The organism is Glaciecola sp. 2405UD65-10 (assembly GCF_048820975.1).
Taxonomy (GTDB): domain Bacteria; phylum Pseudomonadota; class Gammaproteobacteria; order Enterobacterales; family Alteromonadaceae; genus Glaciecola.
The window spans coordinates 760,276-776,497 of the sequence record NZ_JBMEUF010000001.1; the positions used below are offsets into that span (position 1 = coordinate 760,276).

General features: G+C 41.3%; 23 protein-coding genes. All 23 read right to left on the bottom strand.

All coding sequences use genetic code 11. The annotated features are described in order from the left end of the window. Window positions 1-2: 2 nt before the first annotated feature. The 23 genes from ACOI22_RS03320 to ACOI22_RS03430 all read right to left on the bottom strand — a co-directional run bounded on the left by ACOI22_RS03320 (window position 3) and on the right by ACOI22_RS03430 (window position 16,146). A complete protein-coding gene (locus ACOI22_RS03320; RefSeq protein WP_420670179.1) occupies window positions 3-2,765 on the bottom strand; it encodes a hypothetical protein in 2,763 nt (920 codons plus the stop codon). Then, complete coding sequence (locus ACOI22_RS03325; protein ID WP_420670181.1) at window positions 2,765-3,385, bottom strand: hypothetical protein; 621 nt, start codon at window positions 3,383-3,385, stop codon at window positions 2,765-2,767. The genes ACOI22_RS03320 and ACOI22_RS03325 overlap by 1 nt, the downstream gene beginning before the upstream one ends. After that, a complete protein-coding gene (locus ACOI22_RS03330; RefSeq protein WP_420670183.1) occupies window positions 3,382-3,939 on the bottom strand; it encodes a hypothetical protein in 558 nt (185 codons plus the stop codon). Before ACOI22_RS03330 ends, ACOI22_RS03325 begins: the two co-directional genes overlap by 4 nt. After that, window positions 3,936-5,933, bottom strand: a complete 1,998-nt coding sequence (locus ACOI22_RS03335) for a hypothetical protein (RefSeq protein WP_420670185.1) — start codon at window positions 5,931-5,933, stop codon at window positions 3,936-3,938. Before ACOI22_RS03335 ends, ACOI22_RS03330 begins: the two co-directional genes overlap by 4 nt. Then, window positions 5,926-6,087 carry a hypothetical protein gene (locus tag ACOI22_RS03340; protein WP_420670187.1) on the bottom strand — a complete coding sequence of 54 codons (162 nt, stop codon included), beginning with the start codon at window positions 6,085-6,087 and terminating at the stop codon, window positions 5,926-5,928. Before ACOI22_RS03340 ends, ACOI22_RS03335 begins: the two co-directional genes overlap by 8 nt. Before the next feature lie 17 nt (window positions 6,088-6,104). Further along, on the bottom strand, window positions 6,105-6,461 hold the full coding sequence (locus tag ACOI22_RS03345) for a hypothetical protein (protein WP_420670189.1): 357 nt from the start codon (window positions 6,459-6,461) through the stop codon (window positions 6,105-6,107). Then, window positions 6,461-6,880: a hypothetical protein gene (locus tag ACOI22_RS03350; protein WP_420670191.1), complete on the bottom strand. Its 420-nt coding sequence runs from the start codon at window positions 6,878-6,880 to the stop codon at window positions 6,461-6,463. Before ACOI22_RS03350 ends, ACOI22_RS03345 begins: the two co-directional genes overlap by 1 nt. A 26-nt stretch (window positions 6,881-6,906) precedes the next feature. Then, entirely contained in the window at window positions 6,907-7,287 is a 381-nt protein-coding gene (locus tag ACOI22_RS03355; protein ID WP_420670193.1) for a hypothetical protein, read from the bottom strand. Continuing rightward, window positions 7,268-7,780 (bottom strand): HK97-gp10 family putative phage morphogenesis protein, encoded by a 513-nt coding sequence (locus tag ACOI22_RS03360; RefSeq protein WP_420670195.1) that lies wholly within the window; start codon window positions 7,778-7,780, stop codon window positions 7,268-7,270. The genes ACOI22_RS03355 and ACOI22_RS03360 overlap by 20 nt, the downstream gene beginning before the upstream one ends. Then, complete coding sequence (locus tag ACOI22_RS03365) at window positions 7,755-8,081, bottom strand: head-tail adaptor protein (protein WP_420670197.1); 327 nt, start codon at window positions 8,079-8,081, stop codon at window positions 7,755-7,757. Before ACOI22_RS03365 ends, ACOI22_RS03360 begins: the two co-directional genes overlap by 26 nt. Beyond that, on the bottom strand, window positions 8,078-8,407 hold the full coding sequence (locus ACOI22_RS03370; protein WP_420670199.1) for a head-tail connector protein: 330 nt from the start codon (window positions 8,405-8,407) through the stop codon (window positions 8,078-8,080). The genes ACOI22_RS03365 and ACOI22_RS03370 overlap by 4 nt, the downstream gene beginning before the upstream one ends. Continuing rightward, window positions 8,407-8,589, bottom strand: a complete 183-nt coding sequence (locus ACOI22_RS03375; RefSeq protein ID WP_420670201.1) for a hypothetical protein — start codon at window positions 8,587-8,589, stop codon at window positions 8,407-8,409. The genes ACOI22_RS03370 and ACOI22_RS03375 overlap by 1 nt, the downstream gene beginning before the upstream one ends. Before the next feature lie 65 nt (window positions 8,590-8,654). Beyond that, entirely contained in the window at window positions 8,655-9,863 is a 1,209-nt protein-coding gene (locus ACOI22_RS03380) for a phage major capsid protein (protein WP_420670203.1), read from the bottom strand. A gap of 67 nt (window positions 9,864-9,930) precedes the next feature. After that, entirely contained in the window at window positions 9,931-10,527 is a 597-nt protein-coding gene (locus tag ACOI22_RS03385; protein WP_420670206.1) for an HK97 family phage prohead protease, read from the bottom strand. Further along, the gene (locus tag ACOI22_RS03390; RefSeq protein ID WP_420670208.1) at window positions 10,520-11,728 is read right to left on the bottom strand and encodes a phage portal protein; all 1,209 of its coding nucleotides are present in this window, start codon (window positions 11,726-11,728) and stop codon (window positions 10,520-10,522) included. Before ACOI22_RS03390 ends, ACOI22_RS03385 begins: the two co-directional genes overlap by 8 nt. After that, window positions 11,728-11,877 carry a hypothetical protein gene (locus tag ACOI22_RS03395; RefSeq protein WP_420670210.1) on the bottom strand — a complete coding sequence of 50 codons (150 nt, stop codon included), beginning with the start codon at window positions 11,875-11,877 and terminating at the stop codon, window positions 11,728-11,730. Before ACOI22_RS03395 ends, ACOI22_RS03390 begins: the two co-directional genes overlap by 1 nt. Further along, the gene (locus tag ACOI22_RS03400; protein WP_420670212.1) at window positions 11,874-13,604 is read right to left on the bottom strand and encodes a terminase large subunit; all 1,731 of its coding nucleotides are present in this window, start codon (window positions 13,602-13,604) and stop codon (window positions 11,874-11,876) included. Before ACOI22_RS03400 ends, ACOI22_RS03395 begins: the two co-directional genes overlap by 4 nt. Next, window positions 13,594-14,055, bottom strand: a complete 462-nt coding sequence (locus ACOI22_RS03405) for a phage terminase small subunit P27 family (protein ID WP_420670214.1) — start codon at window positions 14,053-14,055, stop codon at window positions 13,594-13,596. The genes ACOI22_RS03400 and ACOI22_RS03405 overlap by 11 nt, the downstream gene beginning before the upstream one ends. A gap of 111 nt (window positions 14,056-14,166) precedes the next feature. Beyond that, entirely contained in the window at window positions 14,167-14,544 is a 378-nt protein-coding gene (locus ACOI22_RS03410; RefSeq protein ID WP_420670216.1) for an HNH endonuclease, read from the bottom strand. A gap of 81 nt (window positions 14,545-14,625) precedes the next feature. Continuing rightward, the gene (locus ACOI22_RS03415) at window positions 14,626-15,081 is read right to left on the bottom strand and encodes a response regulator (protein WP_420670218.1); all 456 of its coding nucleotides are present in this window, start codon (window positions 15,079-15,081) and stop codon (window positions 14,626-14,628) included. Beyond that, window positions 15,078-15,344 (bottom strand): hypothetical protein, encoded by a 267-nt coding sequence (locus ACOI22_RS03420; RefSeq protein ID WP_420670221.1) that lies wholly within the window; start codon window positions 15,342-15,344, stop codon window positions 15,078-15,080. Before ACOI22_RS03420 ends, ACOI22_RS03415 begins: the two co-directional genes overlap by 4 nt. Beyond that, window positions 15,344-15,766, bottom strand: a complete 423-nt coding sequence (locus tag ACOI22_RS03425) for a hypothetical protein (protein WP_420670223.1) — start codon at window positions 15,764-15,766, stop codon at window positions 15,344-15,346. Before ACOI22_RS03425 ends, ACOI22_RS03420 begins: the two co-directional genes overlap by 1 nt. Continuing rightward, window positions 15,766-16,146 (bottom strand): DUF5675 family protein, encoded by a 381-nt coding sequence (locus ACOI22_RS03430; RefSeq protein WP_420670225.1) that lies wholly within the window; start codon window positions 16,144-16,146, stop codon window positions 15,766-15,768. Before ACOI22_RS03430 ends, ACOI22_RS03425 begins: the two co-directional genes overlap by 1 nt. Between the last annotated feature and the right edge of the window lie 76 nt (window positions 16,147-16,222).

The following is a 16,222-nucleotide window of genomic DNA, read 5'->3' on the forward strand; positions in this document are numbered from 1 at the left end:
TGCTACACTTCCTCAGCTTGCAAATAACCGTCATAATAAGTGCGTTGGTTATCAACACTCCCGCTTGTCTCAGTTGTTAGTTTTACTGAATATTCATTGCCGCCCGGCTGATTAGTAAAAACAGCACTAAAGCTAAATGAGTTACCCAATTCGTAAGTGCTGTTTGATGGGTCAAAATAATCACTACCTACCTGAGTATTGCCCCTAAATAATTCAAGTTTCACTCTTGTCGAGCGGTCGCGCTGCTCAGGCTCTGGCCCTCCAATTGTATAACTTGCTTCTGCATACCCTGTTACATTAAAACTCACATCGAATGTGCCGGCGGGTGCATTAACGCTTAAAATTTCTAAGCTTGAACTAGTGGTGCTGCTATCCACTTCATCACGCACAACATTTGAATTTAACCCATCGGCGCCAGGTGTGCCCGGTCTGCCGTCTTGACCATCTCTCAATAAAAAGAAATAGACAATTAACACCGCATCTTGATATTTAATTTCAGCGGTGGGCGTGGCTGTGCTGTTGTTAATAACGGTTAAAGTCATGCCGCCGCCCAAAGGAGGGGTGCTTGCGCTCACATAAATAGCGGTATCTGCTCTCGTTACACGCGCTCTTATAAAGTCTTGTGTAACTGTTGCACCGTCACGATTGAAGCCCACTTTAATTGTTGCCGTATCATTAGCCGGTACTAGTACATTTTCGCTATCTATTTTCCATGATAAAGTATTTGACTCAACCGATGAAAAGCCCACCAAGGCACTTGTGCCATCGGCGCCATTAGGCCCTTGCAAATCATAGCGGTAAGTCCACGTTGAACCGTCCGTTTTTTGATAGACGTAACGCCCCTGCACTAATGCAAAGTCGTTAACGCGTCCAGTTGATGCGCTAGGTGTGCTTGTAGCGTATATCCAAGCGTTACCGGGTATACCGTCATTGCCATTTAAGCTATCAAGAAAAGTGCTTATTGAGCCGGAATTCCCCTCACTCAACCATATTTCATAAGCTGATAAACCATTTGAGCCGCCAGCCGAAATCCAAACGAACTTACTTAAGTCGGCTAGGCTTGCCGTTTCTGTTAATTGATTAAAAGCAAAGCCAATAAATGCTTTTGAACTATCTGTAAGACTGGCACCATTGCCGTTTATATCATCTGCGTACGCGCGCCATGTGAAGCTGTTTATTGTTTGGTCTACTGATATTTGAAAATCAACATAATCAGATTTAAGAACAACACCGACCGCTCTGGCTCTAAATGTGTAATTGCCTTGGCTTAAGTTTCTAAGCTCAAAGAACTTACGCGCTATCACTTGGTGTTCAATGATTACACCGATACTGTTTAATAACTGTATTTCATAGCGTGTAGTCGTGCCGCTCCATTGAACTTCTAACTGTTTAAGTTGGTTGTAATACTGGTTTAACGTAAAGTTGCTAGGGCTTTGTGGTTTAATGACTTGGTGATGTGTTGCCGGGTAAGTTGGCAAATCACCTGAAAAGTTAAAATCATAAATAGAGGGTTGATGCTCTCTTAATGTTAGCTCAACCTCTGTATTACTTTCTTTAGTGCTTGTTACTCGAAAGGGCTTAGCAATAAAGCCGTAATCGTCATAAGTAACAGGCACAATATCACCTACTTCGTAAATGATGCCCCATAGCTCTAATATAACGGTGAATGTTTTTAAGTCGCGGCTAACCTCGGCTTTTGCTTTTGCAAATGCTTTGGCTTCGTAATAATTGCGGCATGTGTCAAGGCTTACCGATTGCTCTAATACAACACCGTTATCAGCGGCTAACCAAGCAGTTTCAATTGCTGAATCTTTTTCAGGGTATATTACTTCTTGCTTTGTCGAGTTCGCTTCATCATCGGTATACTCAACAACCACCCTATTAAAACGATTGTTTTTTGATGTAGATGTTAAATTACCCGCTTCAATAATATCGTCATGCAAAATAGGCACCGATACAACTGGATCGTCTTTTTCTATGATGGGTGTTAGCTTGCCATCTATTATAGGCATTAAGCCCCTAAAACCTTTTAGTAGCGCATTGACGTTATCAAGTACTGACTCGCCTGTATCAATTGCCACATTGGATGTGAACAGGGGTCGTGTTTCTGTTGCGCCCTCGTAAATTGGTACAAGCGTATCGGCAGTGCTTTCAGCGGCATTAAATGCGGTTAAATCTAAACGGCTTACGCTTTCGCCTTTGCCGTAAATGTTAGATTGAAGAAAATCTTTTAAGTGCGTTAATGGGTTTTGGCTAGTGGTGCCGGTTATATCTGCTGTAAATGCTGGCTCACTTCTAAGCTTGTTTTCGCCCTCTGCATATTCAAGGCGAATATATGAACAGGCTTTACCTAAACATTTGTCGCTTGTGCGCCAACCGGCTTGGGTTAAATATTGGTCGCTGTAGCCGTCCATACCATTTGGGAAGTTACGCACATGAAGAAGTTTATCACCGTTATCGGCTGTGAATAATTCACTGTTTGAAGTTACATCTATATCATCAACATATACAGCGTCTATGCTTTCAACCTGCTCAGCCCATACAATAACTATGTGCAGTAGGTCGTTTGCAATGTCATCGTCATCAGCGTCATTTGTCGCTTTGAAGATAATCGTGCCAGTGTGCTTTTTAACGGTGCCGTAAATCTTGTGTATATAAGCATCTGTAGCGGCTTTGGTTAGCTCTGCACCCGATAACTCTTGTTTTGGCGCGTCTGGTGTAAGCCAGCCAACAAAGAAGTCAAAAACCTTAGTAAATAAACCCATTATTGCATCAACACGCTAGGGCCAGAGAATGAACTACCACCACCGCCACCTGTGCCGGTTGATTCTGTAACAGGCGATTCTTGCCCCCAATACACTTTGTCAATTGCGTTTGAAGCGTGATCGAATGCTGTATCAGTTGGGTAATGTCGCTGTTGTGATGTTGTATTTGTTTTAATACCAGTTACCCGCTCGTAATCAGCCCAAATTGATGATTGCGTTATCTCAATAAGGTTATCTTCTGCGTTTATATCAACGCTTGAGATTAAGCCCTCAAAAACGGTCTTAGTAACGATTTCATCACCAAAGTAATTAGTTATATGCTTAAGAGTTTTAATAGGCTTGTTCATGTAGTTTTCATTCAAAAATAGCGCTTTGAGTGTGGCGCTTGGGGAATGTAGAGAAATATTTGAATCATCAGTTTTGGGTGTTGATGTTATTTCTATATCTTCAATTGATTCGTCATCAACTACGCCAGCAATATAAGTGTTGCCGTTGTAAGTATCGTTGGTGTCGCTAGTTGTGAAGTAATACGTTGTAGCCCCAACTTCCATTTCAATTAAATATGTGATTGTGGGCCGTTGGCGTAACTGAGCGATAATACTAGAGCCGTAATTCTTCATAGCTGTTCTATTAACTCCACATCAATAATGCCGAACTTGCTTTGCTTAACGTCAATAGTCGTGGTGTGTGTGTCATTAACGCACATTTGAAACTGCACGTTTTTACCGTAATAAACTGACTCACCCGCTGCTATGTCAGTTAAAAGTGGATGCGTTAGCGTTATGCTTTGGCCGTCAACTTCCATGATTCTGTAAGCTTTTGTGCTGCCTGAGAATTGAATAAAATCACCCGCGCTATAATTGCCAGTGTAATCAATGCCGATTGTCTTAGAGCCTTTGGGTTCAAAATCAATGGTATTGTCGTTCTCGTTCTCATAAATTGAGGGAATAGGGTTTTGTACAACGAATATTTCTAGCGCGCCCTCGTAGCCGTCAACTGCGGCAGATAAGGGAATGTATTCATTGTAAGGAATTGATGGTGTGGTAAGCATTAAAGCGAAATAAGGGGATTTAGTTCCCCTTGCTCGGTTTCTGGTTAAGCGTTCTTTTGATGCGCGTATATCATTGCGCTGTTCAATCTCAACCTTTGCAAATTTATCTACAGGGAAAATCATATAGGAGTACTCATTGCAGATTGAAGCATTCTAACCATTGGCTTTTTAATGGAGTTTATTTCGTCCATTATGTCGTTAGGTCTGCGGCTGTTGACGCTTAGATTTAGGTGTACAGTGGGTGAAGCGTTTGAACCGATACTTTTTTGCAGGTTGTCATTACTTGTAATTTGACCTGTTGCACCTGGTGTAAATAGCTCAGGCCCTTTCTCGCCTACTAGGTAAGTTTTACCCCCCGATACAGGCCCGCCCATCTCTCTTGCACCCGCTATAGTTTGAGCAGCAATTAAACCCATAGAGGTGTAACCCATTGCACGAATAGCTACGGAATAAGGCGCGCCCGCTACAGGCCCCAAGCCTATTGGGGGTGGTGCTAGTGCAGCAATGGCCGCCATTTCAGTACTAATAAATGTACTTGCTAAGGCGATTGCTTGTTGAGCAACAAAGGCTACTTTTTGCGCCTTACTACCCTCTTCTGACATTGTGGCAATACTACCCGCTAAAGCCGCTGCGTTATTCATTAATGATTGTTGCATTGATTGCGAGGCTTGAAGCTCTGCATTAATCATGTTTTGTGTTTGCTGTCGCTTCTTCTCTTCAACGTCAAACATTTGATCGGCTGCAAGGGCGCTTGATTTTTCAAGGTAGTCTTGTTGTAAATCCAGTAAGGTTGCATAACCCTGCGATTGTATTTCAGCCTCAGATAAAACAAGCCCCTCAATAAGTTCGTTTCTAGATTCCCATTGAGAAATTATCTTTTCGTTTTCTGTGCCTAGTTGGTTATTTAAAGCATCTAGCGTTGTTGCGCCAGCGTCTTGCTCAGCTTTTAATTTAGCGGCTAAGGCTTGCTTTCTGGCATCCTCTCGAAGTCTCTCGCCCTCTTTAATAATGGCGGTTTGTTCATCTTCTTTTTGTTTGTATGCCGCTAGTTGCGCATCAATACCAGCTTTTTCAGCAGCTAAAGCTTTTCTTGCTGATTCGCTGATTGCATTATCAGCAAGGCGATCATTAATAAAGTCTAACCGGCTGTTTAATGTGTCGATGTTTGAGCTATCAAGAGAATCGAAAATGCCAGATATATTCTCAAGACCTCCCGCAATTGCATTCAAAGCGCTAGTTGTTGCAGTTCCTACGCCTGTTGTTTTAGCTAATGACTCAAGCATTTCATCCCAGCGTTGCCCTAATAAATCAACTGCGCCAGATAATCCCGCGCCCTCGGCTGCACCCGCACCACCAACTTGTCGTTCTAGCGTGTCTAGTATGATTTTTTGCGCTTCTGCCGTTCGTCCTGTTTCAACAAGGTCTTTTATGACTTCTTTTTGCGCGGCTGAAAAACTAACGCCTGACCTACGAAGTGCAGTTAAGCCAACTAAAGGTTCTTCAAGCGCTTTACCTAGCTGTAATGCGGCTGTTTTAATATCAGAACCCATTACAGCGGCTAAATCTTGAGATAAGTTTATTGCAGATGTGAATGTGTCACCTGAAACTGACTTAAAGGTTTGCAATACATTAATGGCGGCTGTAGTTCCTGCTACAGATGCTAGTGTATTTTCTGCAACTTCATTGGCTAAATCTGAAAGCTCAGAAGTAGTTAACCCCGCGGCGCCGCTAGTAGCTTTAAATAACGCCTCAGTTCTTAATAAACGCTTTTCCATAGCTGCAAATTTAGCTACAGCCACTCCCATAGTCACAGCTAAACCACTTATTGCTAAACCTGTAGCAACACCAGCAACGCCAACGGCTGAAAAGCCACTAGCAATAGTACTTAATCTTGAAGCAATACCACCCATAGGCCCTTGCAAGGTAGATGCAGAGTTAGCCGCCTGTCTAAAGGCTTGTGACATTTTCTTGCTACCGAAAACACTATCATTTGCGGCTTTTGTTTGAGATTTCCCAAAAGCCGCAGTTTTAGCGGTTGTTTTCTCAAGCTCTTTCTTAAACTGTGAGGACTCAACCGTCATTTTCGTGACAAGTTCAGCAAGTACGGATTTAGCCATGTTTAATTTTTGCCTTTTGTGCTTTTTGAGCTTCTTTTAACTTTTGATTTTGATGGTCATAAAAAGCCATCCAATAGGTAAACTCTTCACTGCTCATGCCCGCGAGTTCTTCTACTGTTTTTCCTAAGTCCCGCGCCAAAACGAAAAGAAACATATTCCCTTCAGCGCTAGTTAGTTTTTTTTGGCTTCCTCAACATCATCTACAGTGACTTTAGAAAGGTTGTTAGCGGCTTTGTATAGCGTGTACAAGTCCTCTAGTCCGTCCTTACTTTGGCCTAGTACATCAAACATGCTGATAACTTCGTCAATAGAAAGTGAATCAACTAGTCTTTGCCCATCTTCCGCAGCGGATAACGCAATCATTAGCAATAAGAAATTGCGCTCCCCTTCTACTAGGTCTTTTTTGTGGAACTCACTTCGATGTGACATATAAAGTGGCAAGAGTTGAACCTTGCCCAGGGTTTTAGTGTTTACGGTTTCTGAAAGCGTTTTTTCCTTATGCTTTAGAAGTCGCTTAACTAAGTCCATTATGAAGTGGCCTCAGTAAACGTAATACTGCCAGTTCTGCGCATCACACAAGACCATTGCTTAGTGCTTGGTGCGTCACCGCCATTAATACCGTAGTTTTTAAGTTTAATTGGTGCCTCGGCTATATCGCCATCGCTATAAGTAGCGCGAATAATACATGCACCGCCATTGCTCGCTAGCGCTCTAAATGCAAGTTGAGAAGAATCGGCTTTTAAGTAGTTAGCAGTTAAGGTAACTTCAGTTGGTGATTCCATCTCTTCGTCATATTGGCGGGTAGTATCTCGAATTGTGGTAACTTCGCGCTCGCCTTTTTCTTCTCGAAATTCCGGCACTTCTGGAACGCCTAAAATTTCTATAAAGGTTGTGCCTTCATCTACAGAATACTCAAGTTTAGTTCCTGCAATCATGCTAGTAGTCATTGTAAAACCTCATTAAAAAAGCCGCTTTAAGCGGCTGTATGGTGGAATGTGTAATCTATTGATATTTCAGTAATGTCGGGGTCTAAAAGTTGGTCCTCTTTTTCATCCTCCAATACTGATAAATAAATTTTAGGCTCTGTTATTTGGGTGTATGGCCCCTTAACTGAGCGCTTAATAATTTCTGAAATCTGTTTAGCTGCTGTGTAAGTGGTTGCCCTAGCTGTAATAGTGAAAGATGTTCTTACAATGCCGGTGCCGTTGCCTGAGATATCTATATCTTCCTCTCGGCCTGTTTTTTCATACGTTACACTTGGGTATCCATCGCGCTTTAATGGCGATATTTGGCCTTTAACTGCTGAGTACAAATCAGTGTTGTTTGTAAGTATATTACCTAGCGCTTTTTCCATATTTCTTTACAGCCTCTAATATAATTCGCTCTTTTAAACGCTGTTTAAGAATTTTGATTGCGTTTTTATGTTGTGCGTCAAATGCTTGTTTAAGCATTGGGTAGCTTTTAGTGCCTGGATGGTTTGTTGATGAACGGTAAGAGCCGTTTATCTTAAGTACTTTTTTACCGCCTTTTGCCCTGGGCTTTATGGTGTGCTTTTTTGCTCCACGCTCAAGTATTTGGCCGTACCAAGATGTTTGGCGATGAAATCCAACATGAAGAGTGGCGACGCTATCAGATTTCCCTTTTCCTCTGAAAACCTGTGACCGAATACCTTTTTTTAATTTGCCTGTATTACCTTTAGGTGCATTATCCCTAGAAGCTTTTATAATTGGTTTAGCTGCGTCCCGCATAGCACCTGTAAGCACCTTAAACCCTGATTGCTTGCCAAGTTCAGCTATGGCTTGTTCTAGGTTTTTTAAGCCGCTAGTCTTGTATGTAGTTGACGGCATCTATTAACATTTCGCGCTGAGTGGGATCGGTTGCGTCAATACTGGTAATTTCAAAGTTCTGGCCATCAACTGTAATGATTAAGCCCTCTTTTACTCTCCGGTTGTATCTAATTCTAAATACAGATACTTTTTGATGATCGCTACCATCAGATGTAATACCCTTTGATACTTCTGAACTAACAGGTTCGCCACGAGTACTTAAAATGCTTGATAGCGTTTCAATAGTCTCGTTATATTCATTTCTAGTTTTGATGACCTCTGAAAATAAAAGGTGCTTTTTTAATCGGCCAGATAAGATCATAAATTTATAATCCTGTAAGGGTTGGTGATTTCTTCAAATCCCATAGGGACTTCATTAAGATTTATGGCGCTGGTTGATTCCCTATTAAGAAACCAATGCCCAATCAGCATTAGAAGCGCTAATTTCAAATCATCAGTAATGACCATTGCTGATTCAGGCGCGTTAACATCAGCTAAAAGGCTATCTTCTGATTCGTAAATTTTTCTATTGATAGTGTTTGAAAGAAACGCCACAGCAGCGGGGATTGTTTGCTTAAACCAAGGATCGTACTCCACTTCATCTTCAAGCAAATTACATTGAATTCTGCACTGGCTGATCGTAATCACTATTTTTCTGCCTTTGTTGCCACTTTCGCTTTAACTGCCGCTTTTTCAGCAATACCCGCTTCAATTAAACGGTTAGCATCATCAACGGTTAAATCAGAATCTTTGTTTGATGTATCCACAACGTCACCAGGGAATAATTCAAAGTCGATACCAACCATTGACTGTAAAATTTTAATTTTCATTATTTGAACCTAAAAAAATGGCGGGAAACCCCGCCTTTTTAAATTTAGTGAGTTACCCCACCGGCTTATGCGTGTTGTAACTTGCCGATTGCACTTGTATCTTCAAGAACAGTGTCAAAACGGTGGAAAGCAAGGAAGCCGGTTTGATCGAACTCAGCATAACGTTCAACAAGACGCTTAAGTGTCATGTACTGAACGCGACGAAGAATAAAGCGGTTAAAGTCACCGTAAAACGCTGAGCTATTACCTGTACCAATATCTTCAATAGCCTGGTCAATAAAGAACTCGTCACCATCAATAGTTGAAGGTGCAACGCCAGCGATTGATGGCAACCATAAAGGGCGGTTTTGAGAATCTTTAAGTAACTTGATAGCTTTAAATGTGTTGTCATTAAAACCAAAACGAACACTTGGCCCATTTCTGTATGATGGGTCAACCTTATGTTTAAGGTTCATCAAATCCGAATAGGTGATAGCTGCGCTTGCTGCGGCTGCTTGGCTCAATGTAACAGATGTGTTTAAACCTTTAGGCTGCAAGCCTGCGCCTGTGCCTTGAACAGCATACTTTGATTCCCCACGACCTAAGCGAGAAGCAATACGACCAGTAAGAAGCGCTTCAATAGATACACCGCTATCATTTAGTAATTCATTAGAAATACGAATGATTTTAGAGCTTAACTTTTTAGCGCCTAAGTTTTCAGTACCAAAAGTAACATCTTCTTCTGATGCTTCTGCGTTTTCACCCAGTAATTCACCTTCTTCTGATGTCCCGTCAGTAGTTGCCCATTCAATAGTTTGGCCATTGATGGTATTTAGAATTTGACATACAGAAGCAAGGCCGCCGTATGACTTCATTTTCTCAATAACTTCATTACGGAATTCAACCGGAACGGTATAACCGCCTTTAGCATCTGTGCCTACAGACTGGGCGCGTGTTTCGTTCATTAACTTGCGCTGTTCGCCTGTTAACTCAGAGCCGCCATTTCTAACAAAAGTATCAAAGGCTTCTTGATAACGCTTGTCTAGGTTTACTTCATCGTTATCAAGGTTTGCACTTGAACGCTCTTCATGGGTATCTTCAACATAAAGCTGATCGTTAGCTTGGATAGTCTCAGAGCGTTTAATTTGCTCATCAAGTTTATCTAGCTCACCGGTCATACCGTCCCATTTGGTACGTTGTTCATCATTCCACGCATTATCAGCAATATCTTCATGCAGCGCGCGCATTTGTGTAGCAATTGTAGTTCGCTTTTGGCGAAGTTCATGCAGTTTCATAGGTACTTACCTTTTTTTAGTTACAAAAAAACCCGCGCTGCGGCGGGTGTGTTAAAAACCAGTTTGATCAATTCTTAATTAGTTCTAAAAATCGTTCTCTAGCAGCTTTGTTATTTACTGCTTTTTTAATAGCGCCTGATTCGCGCGCCTCTTTCCATGCGTTAAGTGAGCGCACAGCAGAGCCAGCATCGGGATAAGCTGGCATTGATACCGGGCTTACATCGAAAAGTCTTTGCATTTTAGTGATGGTTCGAACAATAACGCCCTCGTCATCTTCCTCCCACTCTTCACCATTTTGTGCAACGCGAAAAGCAAAAGAACTTTGGTTGACGTCACCACGGCCCATAGGCGCTAAAACTAAATCACGAATGGTTTGTGTTTGTGGTGCGTCAATTTCGTAGGCCAGGCCCTCTTCATTAACTGAAAGGCGCAAGGTGCCGCTAGTGGTTCGCCCTAAAATAAAGTTATGATCATGATTAAAGAATGCTCTTACATCATCTTCAAGTACATTATCAAAAGCACCGGGGGCGATTATTTCTCTAAAGCCGCCAAGGTTTTCACTTCGCTTGTTAAATACAGAACCAAAGCCTGTTATTTTTGTTGTTTCTTCTTCATTTTGGGCGCGAACCTCGCACTGAAAAAAGCGCTTTTCATATTCACTCATCGTTTTCACCTGTATTTGTTGCGGGTTGCGAAGCGTTCACTGACACTAAGAATTCGTTTAAGCCCTCTTCTGGGTTCATTTCCTCAAACACGCGCGCTTCATTTCTATTCATCCAACCATCAGTTATGCCGTAATGATAAAATTCAGCACGTTCTTTGGGCGTTCCGCGCAGTAAGCCAGCAAGGTTAAACTTGCAGTAGTAACCGGCCATTCTTTCGGCTTTAGTAAATATTTTACGATTAGCTTCTTGCTCCCACTTAACAACCCAAGGCATTACAGTGTGTCGAACAAATTGAATGGCTTGCTCTGATATGTTTGAAAAAGTGGCTTTTTCTAAATCGTTAATCATGTGAGCGGGTACGTTAAATAAACCGGCAATTTCAGAGCGGTTAAATTTACGTGTTTCTAAAAATTGGGCTTCTTCTGGTGGAACCGTCAATGATTTGTAATCAAGATCATGCGGTAGAAGTAACGTTTTGTTTTCAGATGTTTTTAAAGCTGTCGCTGATTTTTTCCAAATCTCTTTGAGTCTGCCCCAAGAATCTGTATTTAAAGCGCCTTTAGTGGTAACTAAGCCGGTAGGTCTACCGCCACCGCCAAAGAATTGATTGCCGTAACTTAATGCAGAAATACCTAAACCTATGGTGTCGGCATGTTGGCGAATGATACTTGAACCTATACGGCCCTTAGAGCCTAGCGCTCTTACATGCATCATATCGTCAGGGTTAACCGCTAAAGCCCCCTCTTCGCTATCGTCAACTGCATAAGTCCAACGGTTAGCCGTTTTAATTAGCGATGTTTCCCAAGGCATGGCTGGGCGTAGTTCAATCAACTCACCTTTATTATTTCTTATTAGCCTTGTATAACCATTGCCCCAACCGGCTACATGGCTTTGCTTAGTTTCGCGCCAATCATAGCTAGACTGCCAGTAGTTTGAATCGTCATGCAATAAGTAGTAAGCGGGGTGATCTGTTGCCTTTTCAACCTTATTGTCTTTTACTCGAAGTACGTGCAGCGGTAATTGAGCAATACTTGAAGATAAGATGTAAATACAAGAGTGAACAGCGGCCAACTTCATTCCGGCTTCCACCGAAACAGAACCACCAGTTACACCTTCTATATAGTTACTAAGCTCTTCACCTGAAAGCGGTGTATTAGGGTTTTCAATACTTGAACGCCCCTCAAATAAATCAAATAACATTATTTAGCCTTACTTTTGATTAGGGCCCATAACACCACCACACCACCACCTGACATAAGCGTGATTGAATGGCCGTACTGCAAATAAACACCGTAAAGGAATGCGATTAGGCCAAGTGCGCCAGTTATATCAATAATGATTTGCTTCATATAATTAGGTCGCTTATATCTTCTAAGTCTTTTAGTGCATCGTATTGAGTATCTTCTTGATCAGGTATTATTCTTGATAAAGCCATAACCAATGCAACTGCACCGTCTATTTTACTTTCGCGCTTTTCTTTAACAGGGCGCATCATTTTTTCATCGCGGGTAACTGCGGCAATCATATTGCCAAGGCACCAAGTCATAATAGGGTTTCCATCATGGTGAAAGCGGCCAGATTCAATTGCGGCTTCTAGCTCTTTCATTGGCGCGGTCATTTGCGTGTAATTCTGAGGAACTGTGACAACTTCAAGCCCCTCGTCTAACAAGTCATGAGAAATACCAGTAGCTCCATGAGGGTCTATTGGTATGCTTGTTATTTTGAATGATTCTCTAAGCTCTAAGATTTCATCTTTAACTTCTCTGAAATCTACCTCTGCACCTGGTGTTGGTGTTAAGAAGCCCATGTTTACCCATTTTTCATAGCGCTCGGCTAATTTAGGGTTTTCACTATTTGAATAAACGGTATCTTCTGGAATATAGAATGATGGGGCAACGCAGTAATAATGGCGCTGTCTTTCTATATCCCGATAAAATATTTGTACGCGAGCGGTTAAATCTAACTTTGATGCTAAATCTAGTGAAACGGTTGCTTCACACCCTGCAAAATCATTAAGTGAAAGCGTTTCATCAAAACAAGCTTTCCACTTTTCAAGGTTGATAAATGCATCTTTAGCTTGAACCCAAATATTACAATGCTTGGTTTTAAACTGTGATTGTCTGCGCTTACTGGCTATTGCTCGTTTTAACTGGGTTTCTAAATATTCTTTTGAAACCGATACGCCATAATTTGGATTGGCTTTTTTAACCGATTCGATTTTAGTCCAGTCATCATCTGGATCTAATGTATAAACTAAACCGAACATTTTTTCGTTTCGGCTTATACCCTCTAAATTATCTATGACTTCTTGACGGATAGAATAACAAGGCCCCTCAATGTCATAACCAGAGGTTGTAATAAAGGCTTGAATAGGTTGCTCTCTGGCACCCATTCCAGTATCCATTGTATCTATTTGCGCAGATGTTTTATGTTCGTGAACTTCATCATGTATAGCGCATGATGGGCTTGAACCATCACCGGGGTCACCAATAACAGGTTCAAACCTTGAGTTATCAGCGGGTTTATTTAAGTTTTGGGCGTTAATCTCTACACCGAAGTAGTCAACTAAATCAGGTAGCTTTTTACATATCTGCTTAGCCGGCCTAAATACTTCAAGGGCTTGCTTTTCAGTAGTTGCACCGCAATAAACTTCCGCGCCATACTCACCGTCAGCGCATAGCATATATAAACCAATACCAGCAATAAGAGCAGTCTTGCCATTTTTTCTTGGCACCTCTATATAAACGGTTTGGTATCTACGCTTATTAGTTGATTTTCTTTTCCAGCCAAAGACAATGCATATTATTAATAACTGCCAAGGCTCAAGCACAAGAAGCTTTTTCTCAGCGGCCCATTTGCCTTTGGTGTGCGGTAGCTTTTGAATGAAAACGCAAACACGCTGCGCAGCCGCTCGGTCAAACTTATATTTAAACCCGCGCTTTTTCTCTCTAGCCAAATCGTTTATATGCTGCTCACATGCTAAGCGAACATATCTGCATACTTCTATTCTTCCGTTAACAATATCTCTAGCATACTTGTTAGCTGCGTTTACAAAGTTATTGCCGTTAGAAGCCATCGAATGAATTATCTTTTTTAGTTTTAGATTTGCCGATTAAGCGTGTTCGGCTGCTTGGGTCTAAACCTAATAAGGCCCCGAAAGATTGTATTTGACGCTTAGCTTCATTAACTGCGGTTAATGCTGGGTTCTTTACATAACCACCTTGAGAACCCTCAACCACAATACCTAATTTACAAACCTCTATTTCAGCCATTCGCCAACGCTCGTACGCCATGCAATAAGATTCAAGATTAACTAAGTCAACTTCGGTAACTATTTCTTCACTACATAATCGCGGGGCTAACCATTCCCACATGCCCTTAGCATTTTCAAAATCTGCCATCCATTCAGGAACGGCTATATTTTTTAAGGGCGCAAAGTTTGGCTCGTTATGGTTAATTTCTCTTTTGCCCGGATTACCAGCCAGCAACTTTTGCTTAGTTGGCTTGGGCTTTCTACCTCTAGCCATAACGTGCCTTTTAGAAAATCATGAATTTTTTAATTTCGCGGGTGTAAAAATGTCTCTGGGATGCTGTATAGCGTTCCAAAGGTAGTAGGGATTTGACCTCCCCCCTCTATGCTATATGTAGTTGTTTTTATTATTGTTTTCAATAGCTGTCTTGAGTCCGTGGCACTTACTACAGAGCGTTTGTAAGTTTGATGGGTGGTCTTTGCCGCCTTGGTGCTTGGGTATCTTATGATCGCAGTGAGTACCTGTCTTAGCTATCCCTTTAGCTAAACATGATTGACATAAATGTTTATCACGTTGATGCACTAACGCTTTAAGTTTGCGCCAGTTGTGGTCATAGCCTCGCTCATGAGCGTTACCTTTAAGGCGCTCATTGTTACCCCAACCAGCTCTATCCTTATGCTTTAAGCAGTAGCCTTGGTTACTGTGATCACGTACTAACTCTTTACACTTAGCAACTCTACAGCACTTAGCGGGACGTGAGGGCATATGCAGATCCTATTCACTATTTAATATATATTACCGTGATATTTCTAACTGCTATTCACTTATGCAGTTATTATTCACATCTTATGCAGTTAATATAGGATCGTTAACACTAGGTCTTGTTATTAAGTTGACAGCAAATTCTCTATTTGATTTGATAAGCTCATTCATACTATTAACAAATGATTGCTGTGTAATGATTTCTACTAGCCTGTGCATATTGATAGGCTTGGTAAGGAAGTCTATGCAACCTACTTGGTAACAACTTACCTCTGTCTTATCACACACATCGGCTGTAATAAATAAAATAGGTATATCAGCAGTAACAGAAGAACGCGCCAACTTACCCGCCACTTCTACACCATCCATACCAGACATTATTACATCTAATATAATTAGGTCAGGCTTTATCTTGATAGCCATATCAATCGCATCAATTGGGGTGCATGCGAATGATTTTGTAACCTCACCTATCTTACTAATGGTTTCATTAATAATAGATAAGTCTATTGGGCTATCATCTACAATAAGTATTTTCATGATTTAAGCAGCGTCTTTAAATAAGCGTTAAGGTCGTTTAGGGTTTTATCATTTCTATCAATAAAATCTTTCAACTCAACCTTAGAAACAAAGCGCTCTGCAACATGGTATTTATTATCGTTAATAGTGGAGTTTAAATCTTTCGCTTCACTCTCAAGCGATTTAAGCCTTGCTATAATGGGGTTGTATAAGAAGAATGCGACGAACGCACATACAGCATTAAAAGCAACAACACCTACCATGATCCAATTGTAAGTAGTCATTACTTTGTAACACCCTTTATTTTTTCAATAGTTCGCATACCTGCTAAACCTAACAGCATTGCTGTTAATTCCATTAATCCATTACCAGTAAACGGATAAGCTACAAGCTCATTGGCCTGTAGTGATAGCTTGGCCCATATGTAGGTGCCAATAGCGTAACGGATAGGAAAGAACATAAATAAACCTAATGCAGCAACCCATAATAAAGCTGGACGGCCACCGGCAACCCAAACACTTCTATGTGATGCAGATGTGACATTTGCCATGGCTTGCATTAAGTGAGGCTTTTGCTTTAGTTCTTCTAATTGGTTCTTGAGCTTCAGCTTATCTTCATCAGAAGTAAATAATTTATCACCTGCATCACCAATGCTATCAACTAAGGTAGATGCACCACCTGTAAATAAATCACTAAACCAACTCATTAGTTAACCTCAATTATATGTAATACCCAAGAATGCGAATAGAAAAATGATTTTATTAACTCGCATGCTTCTCTACTACGAATTGCGGTTTTGGTTTTTCTGTGAAAATCAATACAAGGTGCCAAACAACCTTGAAGTTGTTCAACCTTATTGGCTGGATGAATCTCTATCTCTGTTCTGCCTGGTACGTCTTGCAATTCAAAGTATCGGAATTGACCAGTAGTGTCATGATCTACAATATATTGCCCAGCGGGTACACATGACACGAAAGGTTCGTTATCTAACCATGGGCGTTCAAGAACATAAATTAATTGACCATCAGGCAGGATTAGTTCACTTAAGCAATGTGTGTCGTGTTTAGTACGGTACATTGTAAGCATATTATATCCAGACATAAAAAAGCCCCGATGGTTAAATCAGGGCTAATCAAGCGGCCATTGCAATACGTTATAGCCA

What these genes read in the sequence shown, in the direction of transcription:
- ACOI22_RS03320 (WP_420670179.1), bottom strand. Translation starts at nt 2,765, where the DNA reads ATGGGTTTATTTACTAAGGTTTTTGACTTCTTTGTTGGCTGGCTTACA.
- ACOI22_RS03325 (WP_420670181.1), bottom strand. Translation starts at nt 3,385, where the DNA reads ATGAAGAATTACGGCTCTAGTATTATCGCTCAGTTACGCCAACGGCCC.
- ACOI22_RS03330 (WP_420670183.1), bottom strand. Translation starts at nt 3,939, where the DNA reads ATGATTTTCCCTGTAGATAAATTTGCAAAGGTTGAGATTGAACAGCGC.
- ACOI22_RS03335 (WP_420670185.1), bottom strand. Translation starts at nt 5,933, where the DNA reads ATGGCTAAATCCGTACTTGCTGAACTTGTCACGAAAATGACGGTTGAG.
- ACOI22_RS03340 (WP_420670187.1), bottom strand. Translation starts at nt 6,087, where the DNA reads ATGTTTCTTTTCGTTTTGGCGCGGGACTTAGGAAAAACAGTAGAAGAA.
- ACOI22_RS03345 (WP_420670189.1), bottom strand. Translation starts at nt 6,461, where the DNA reads ATGGACTTAGTTAAGCGACTTCTAAAGCATAAGGAAAAAACGCTTTCA.
- ACOI22_RS03350 (WP_420670191.1), bottom strand. Translation starts at nt 6,880, where the DNA reads ATGACTACTAGCATGATTGCAGGAACTAAACTTGAGTATTCTGTAGAT.
- ACOI22_RS03355 (WP_420670193.1), bottom strand. Translation starts at nt 7,287, where the DNA reads ATGGAAAAAGCGCTAGGTAATATACTTACAAACAACACTGATTTGTAC.
- ACOI22_RS03360 (WP_420670195.1), bottom strand. Translation starts at nt 7,780, where the DNA reads ATGCCGTCAACTACATACAAGACTAGCGGCTTAAAAAACCTAGAACAA.
- ACOI22_RS03365 (WP_420670197.1), bottom strand. Translation starts at nt 8,081, where the DNA reads ATGATCTTATCTGGCCGATTAAAAAAGCACCTTTTATTTTCAGAGGTC.
- ACOI22_RS03375 (WP_420670201.1), bottom strand. Translation starts at nt 8,589, where the DNA reads ATGAAAATTAAAATTTTACAGTCAATGGTTGGTATCGACTTTGAATTA.
- ACOI22_RS03380 (WP_420670203.1), bottom strand. Translation starts at nt 9,863, where the DNA reads ATGAAACTGCATGAACTTCGCCAAAAGCGAACTACAATTGCTACACAA.
- ACOI22_RS03385 (WP_420670206.1), bottom strand. Translation starts at nt 10,527, where the DNA reads ATGAGTGAATATGAAAAGCGCTTTTTTCAGTGCGAGGTTCGCGCCCAA.
- ACOI22_RS03390 (WP_420670208.1), bottom strand. Translation starts at nt 11,728, where the DNA reads ATGTTATTTGATTTATTTGAGGGGCGTTCAAGTATTGAAAACCCTAAT.
- ACOI22_RS03395 (WP_420670210.1), bottom strand. Translation starts at nt 11,877, where the DNA reads ATGAAGCAAATCATTATTGATATAACTGGCGCACTTGGCCTAATCGCA.
- ACOI22_RS03400 (WP_420670212.1), bottom strand. Translation starts at nt 13,604, where the DNA reads ATGGCTTCTAACGGCAATAACTTTGTAAACGCAGCTAACAAGTATGCT.
- ACOI22_RS03405 (WP_420670214.1), bottom strand. Translation starts at nt 14,055, where the DNA reads ATGGCTAGAGGTAGAAAGCCCAAGCCAACTAAGCAAAAGTTGCTGGCT.
- ACOI22_RS03410 (WP_420670216.1), bottom strand. Translation starts at nt 14,544, where the DNA reads ATGCCCTCACGTCCCGCTAAGTGCTGTAGAGTTGCTAAGTGTAAAGAG.
- ACOI22_RS03415 (WP_420670218.1), bottom strand. Translation starts at nt 15,081, where the DNA reads ATGAAAATACTTATTGTAGATGATAGCCCAATAGACTTATCTATTATT.
- ACOI22_RS03420 (WP_420670221.1), bottom strand. Translation starts at nt 15,344, where the DNA reads ATGACTACTTACAATTGGATCATGGTAGGTGTTGTTGCTTTTAATGCT.
- ACOI22_RS03425 (WP_420670223.1), bottom strand. Translation starts at nt 15,766, where the DNA reads ATGAGTTGGTTTAGTGATTTATTTACAGGTGGTGCATCTACCTTAGTT.
- ACOI22_RS03430 (WP_420670225.1), bottom strand. Translation starts at nt 16,146, where the DNA reads ATGCTTACAATGTACCGTACTAAACACGACACACATTGCTTAAGTGAA.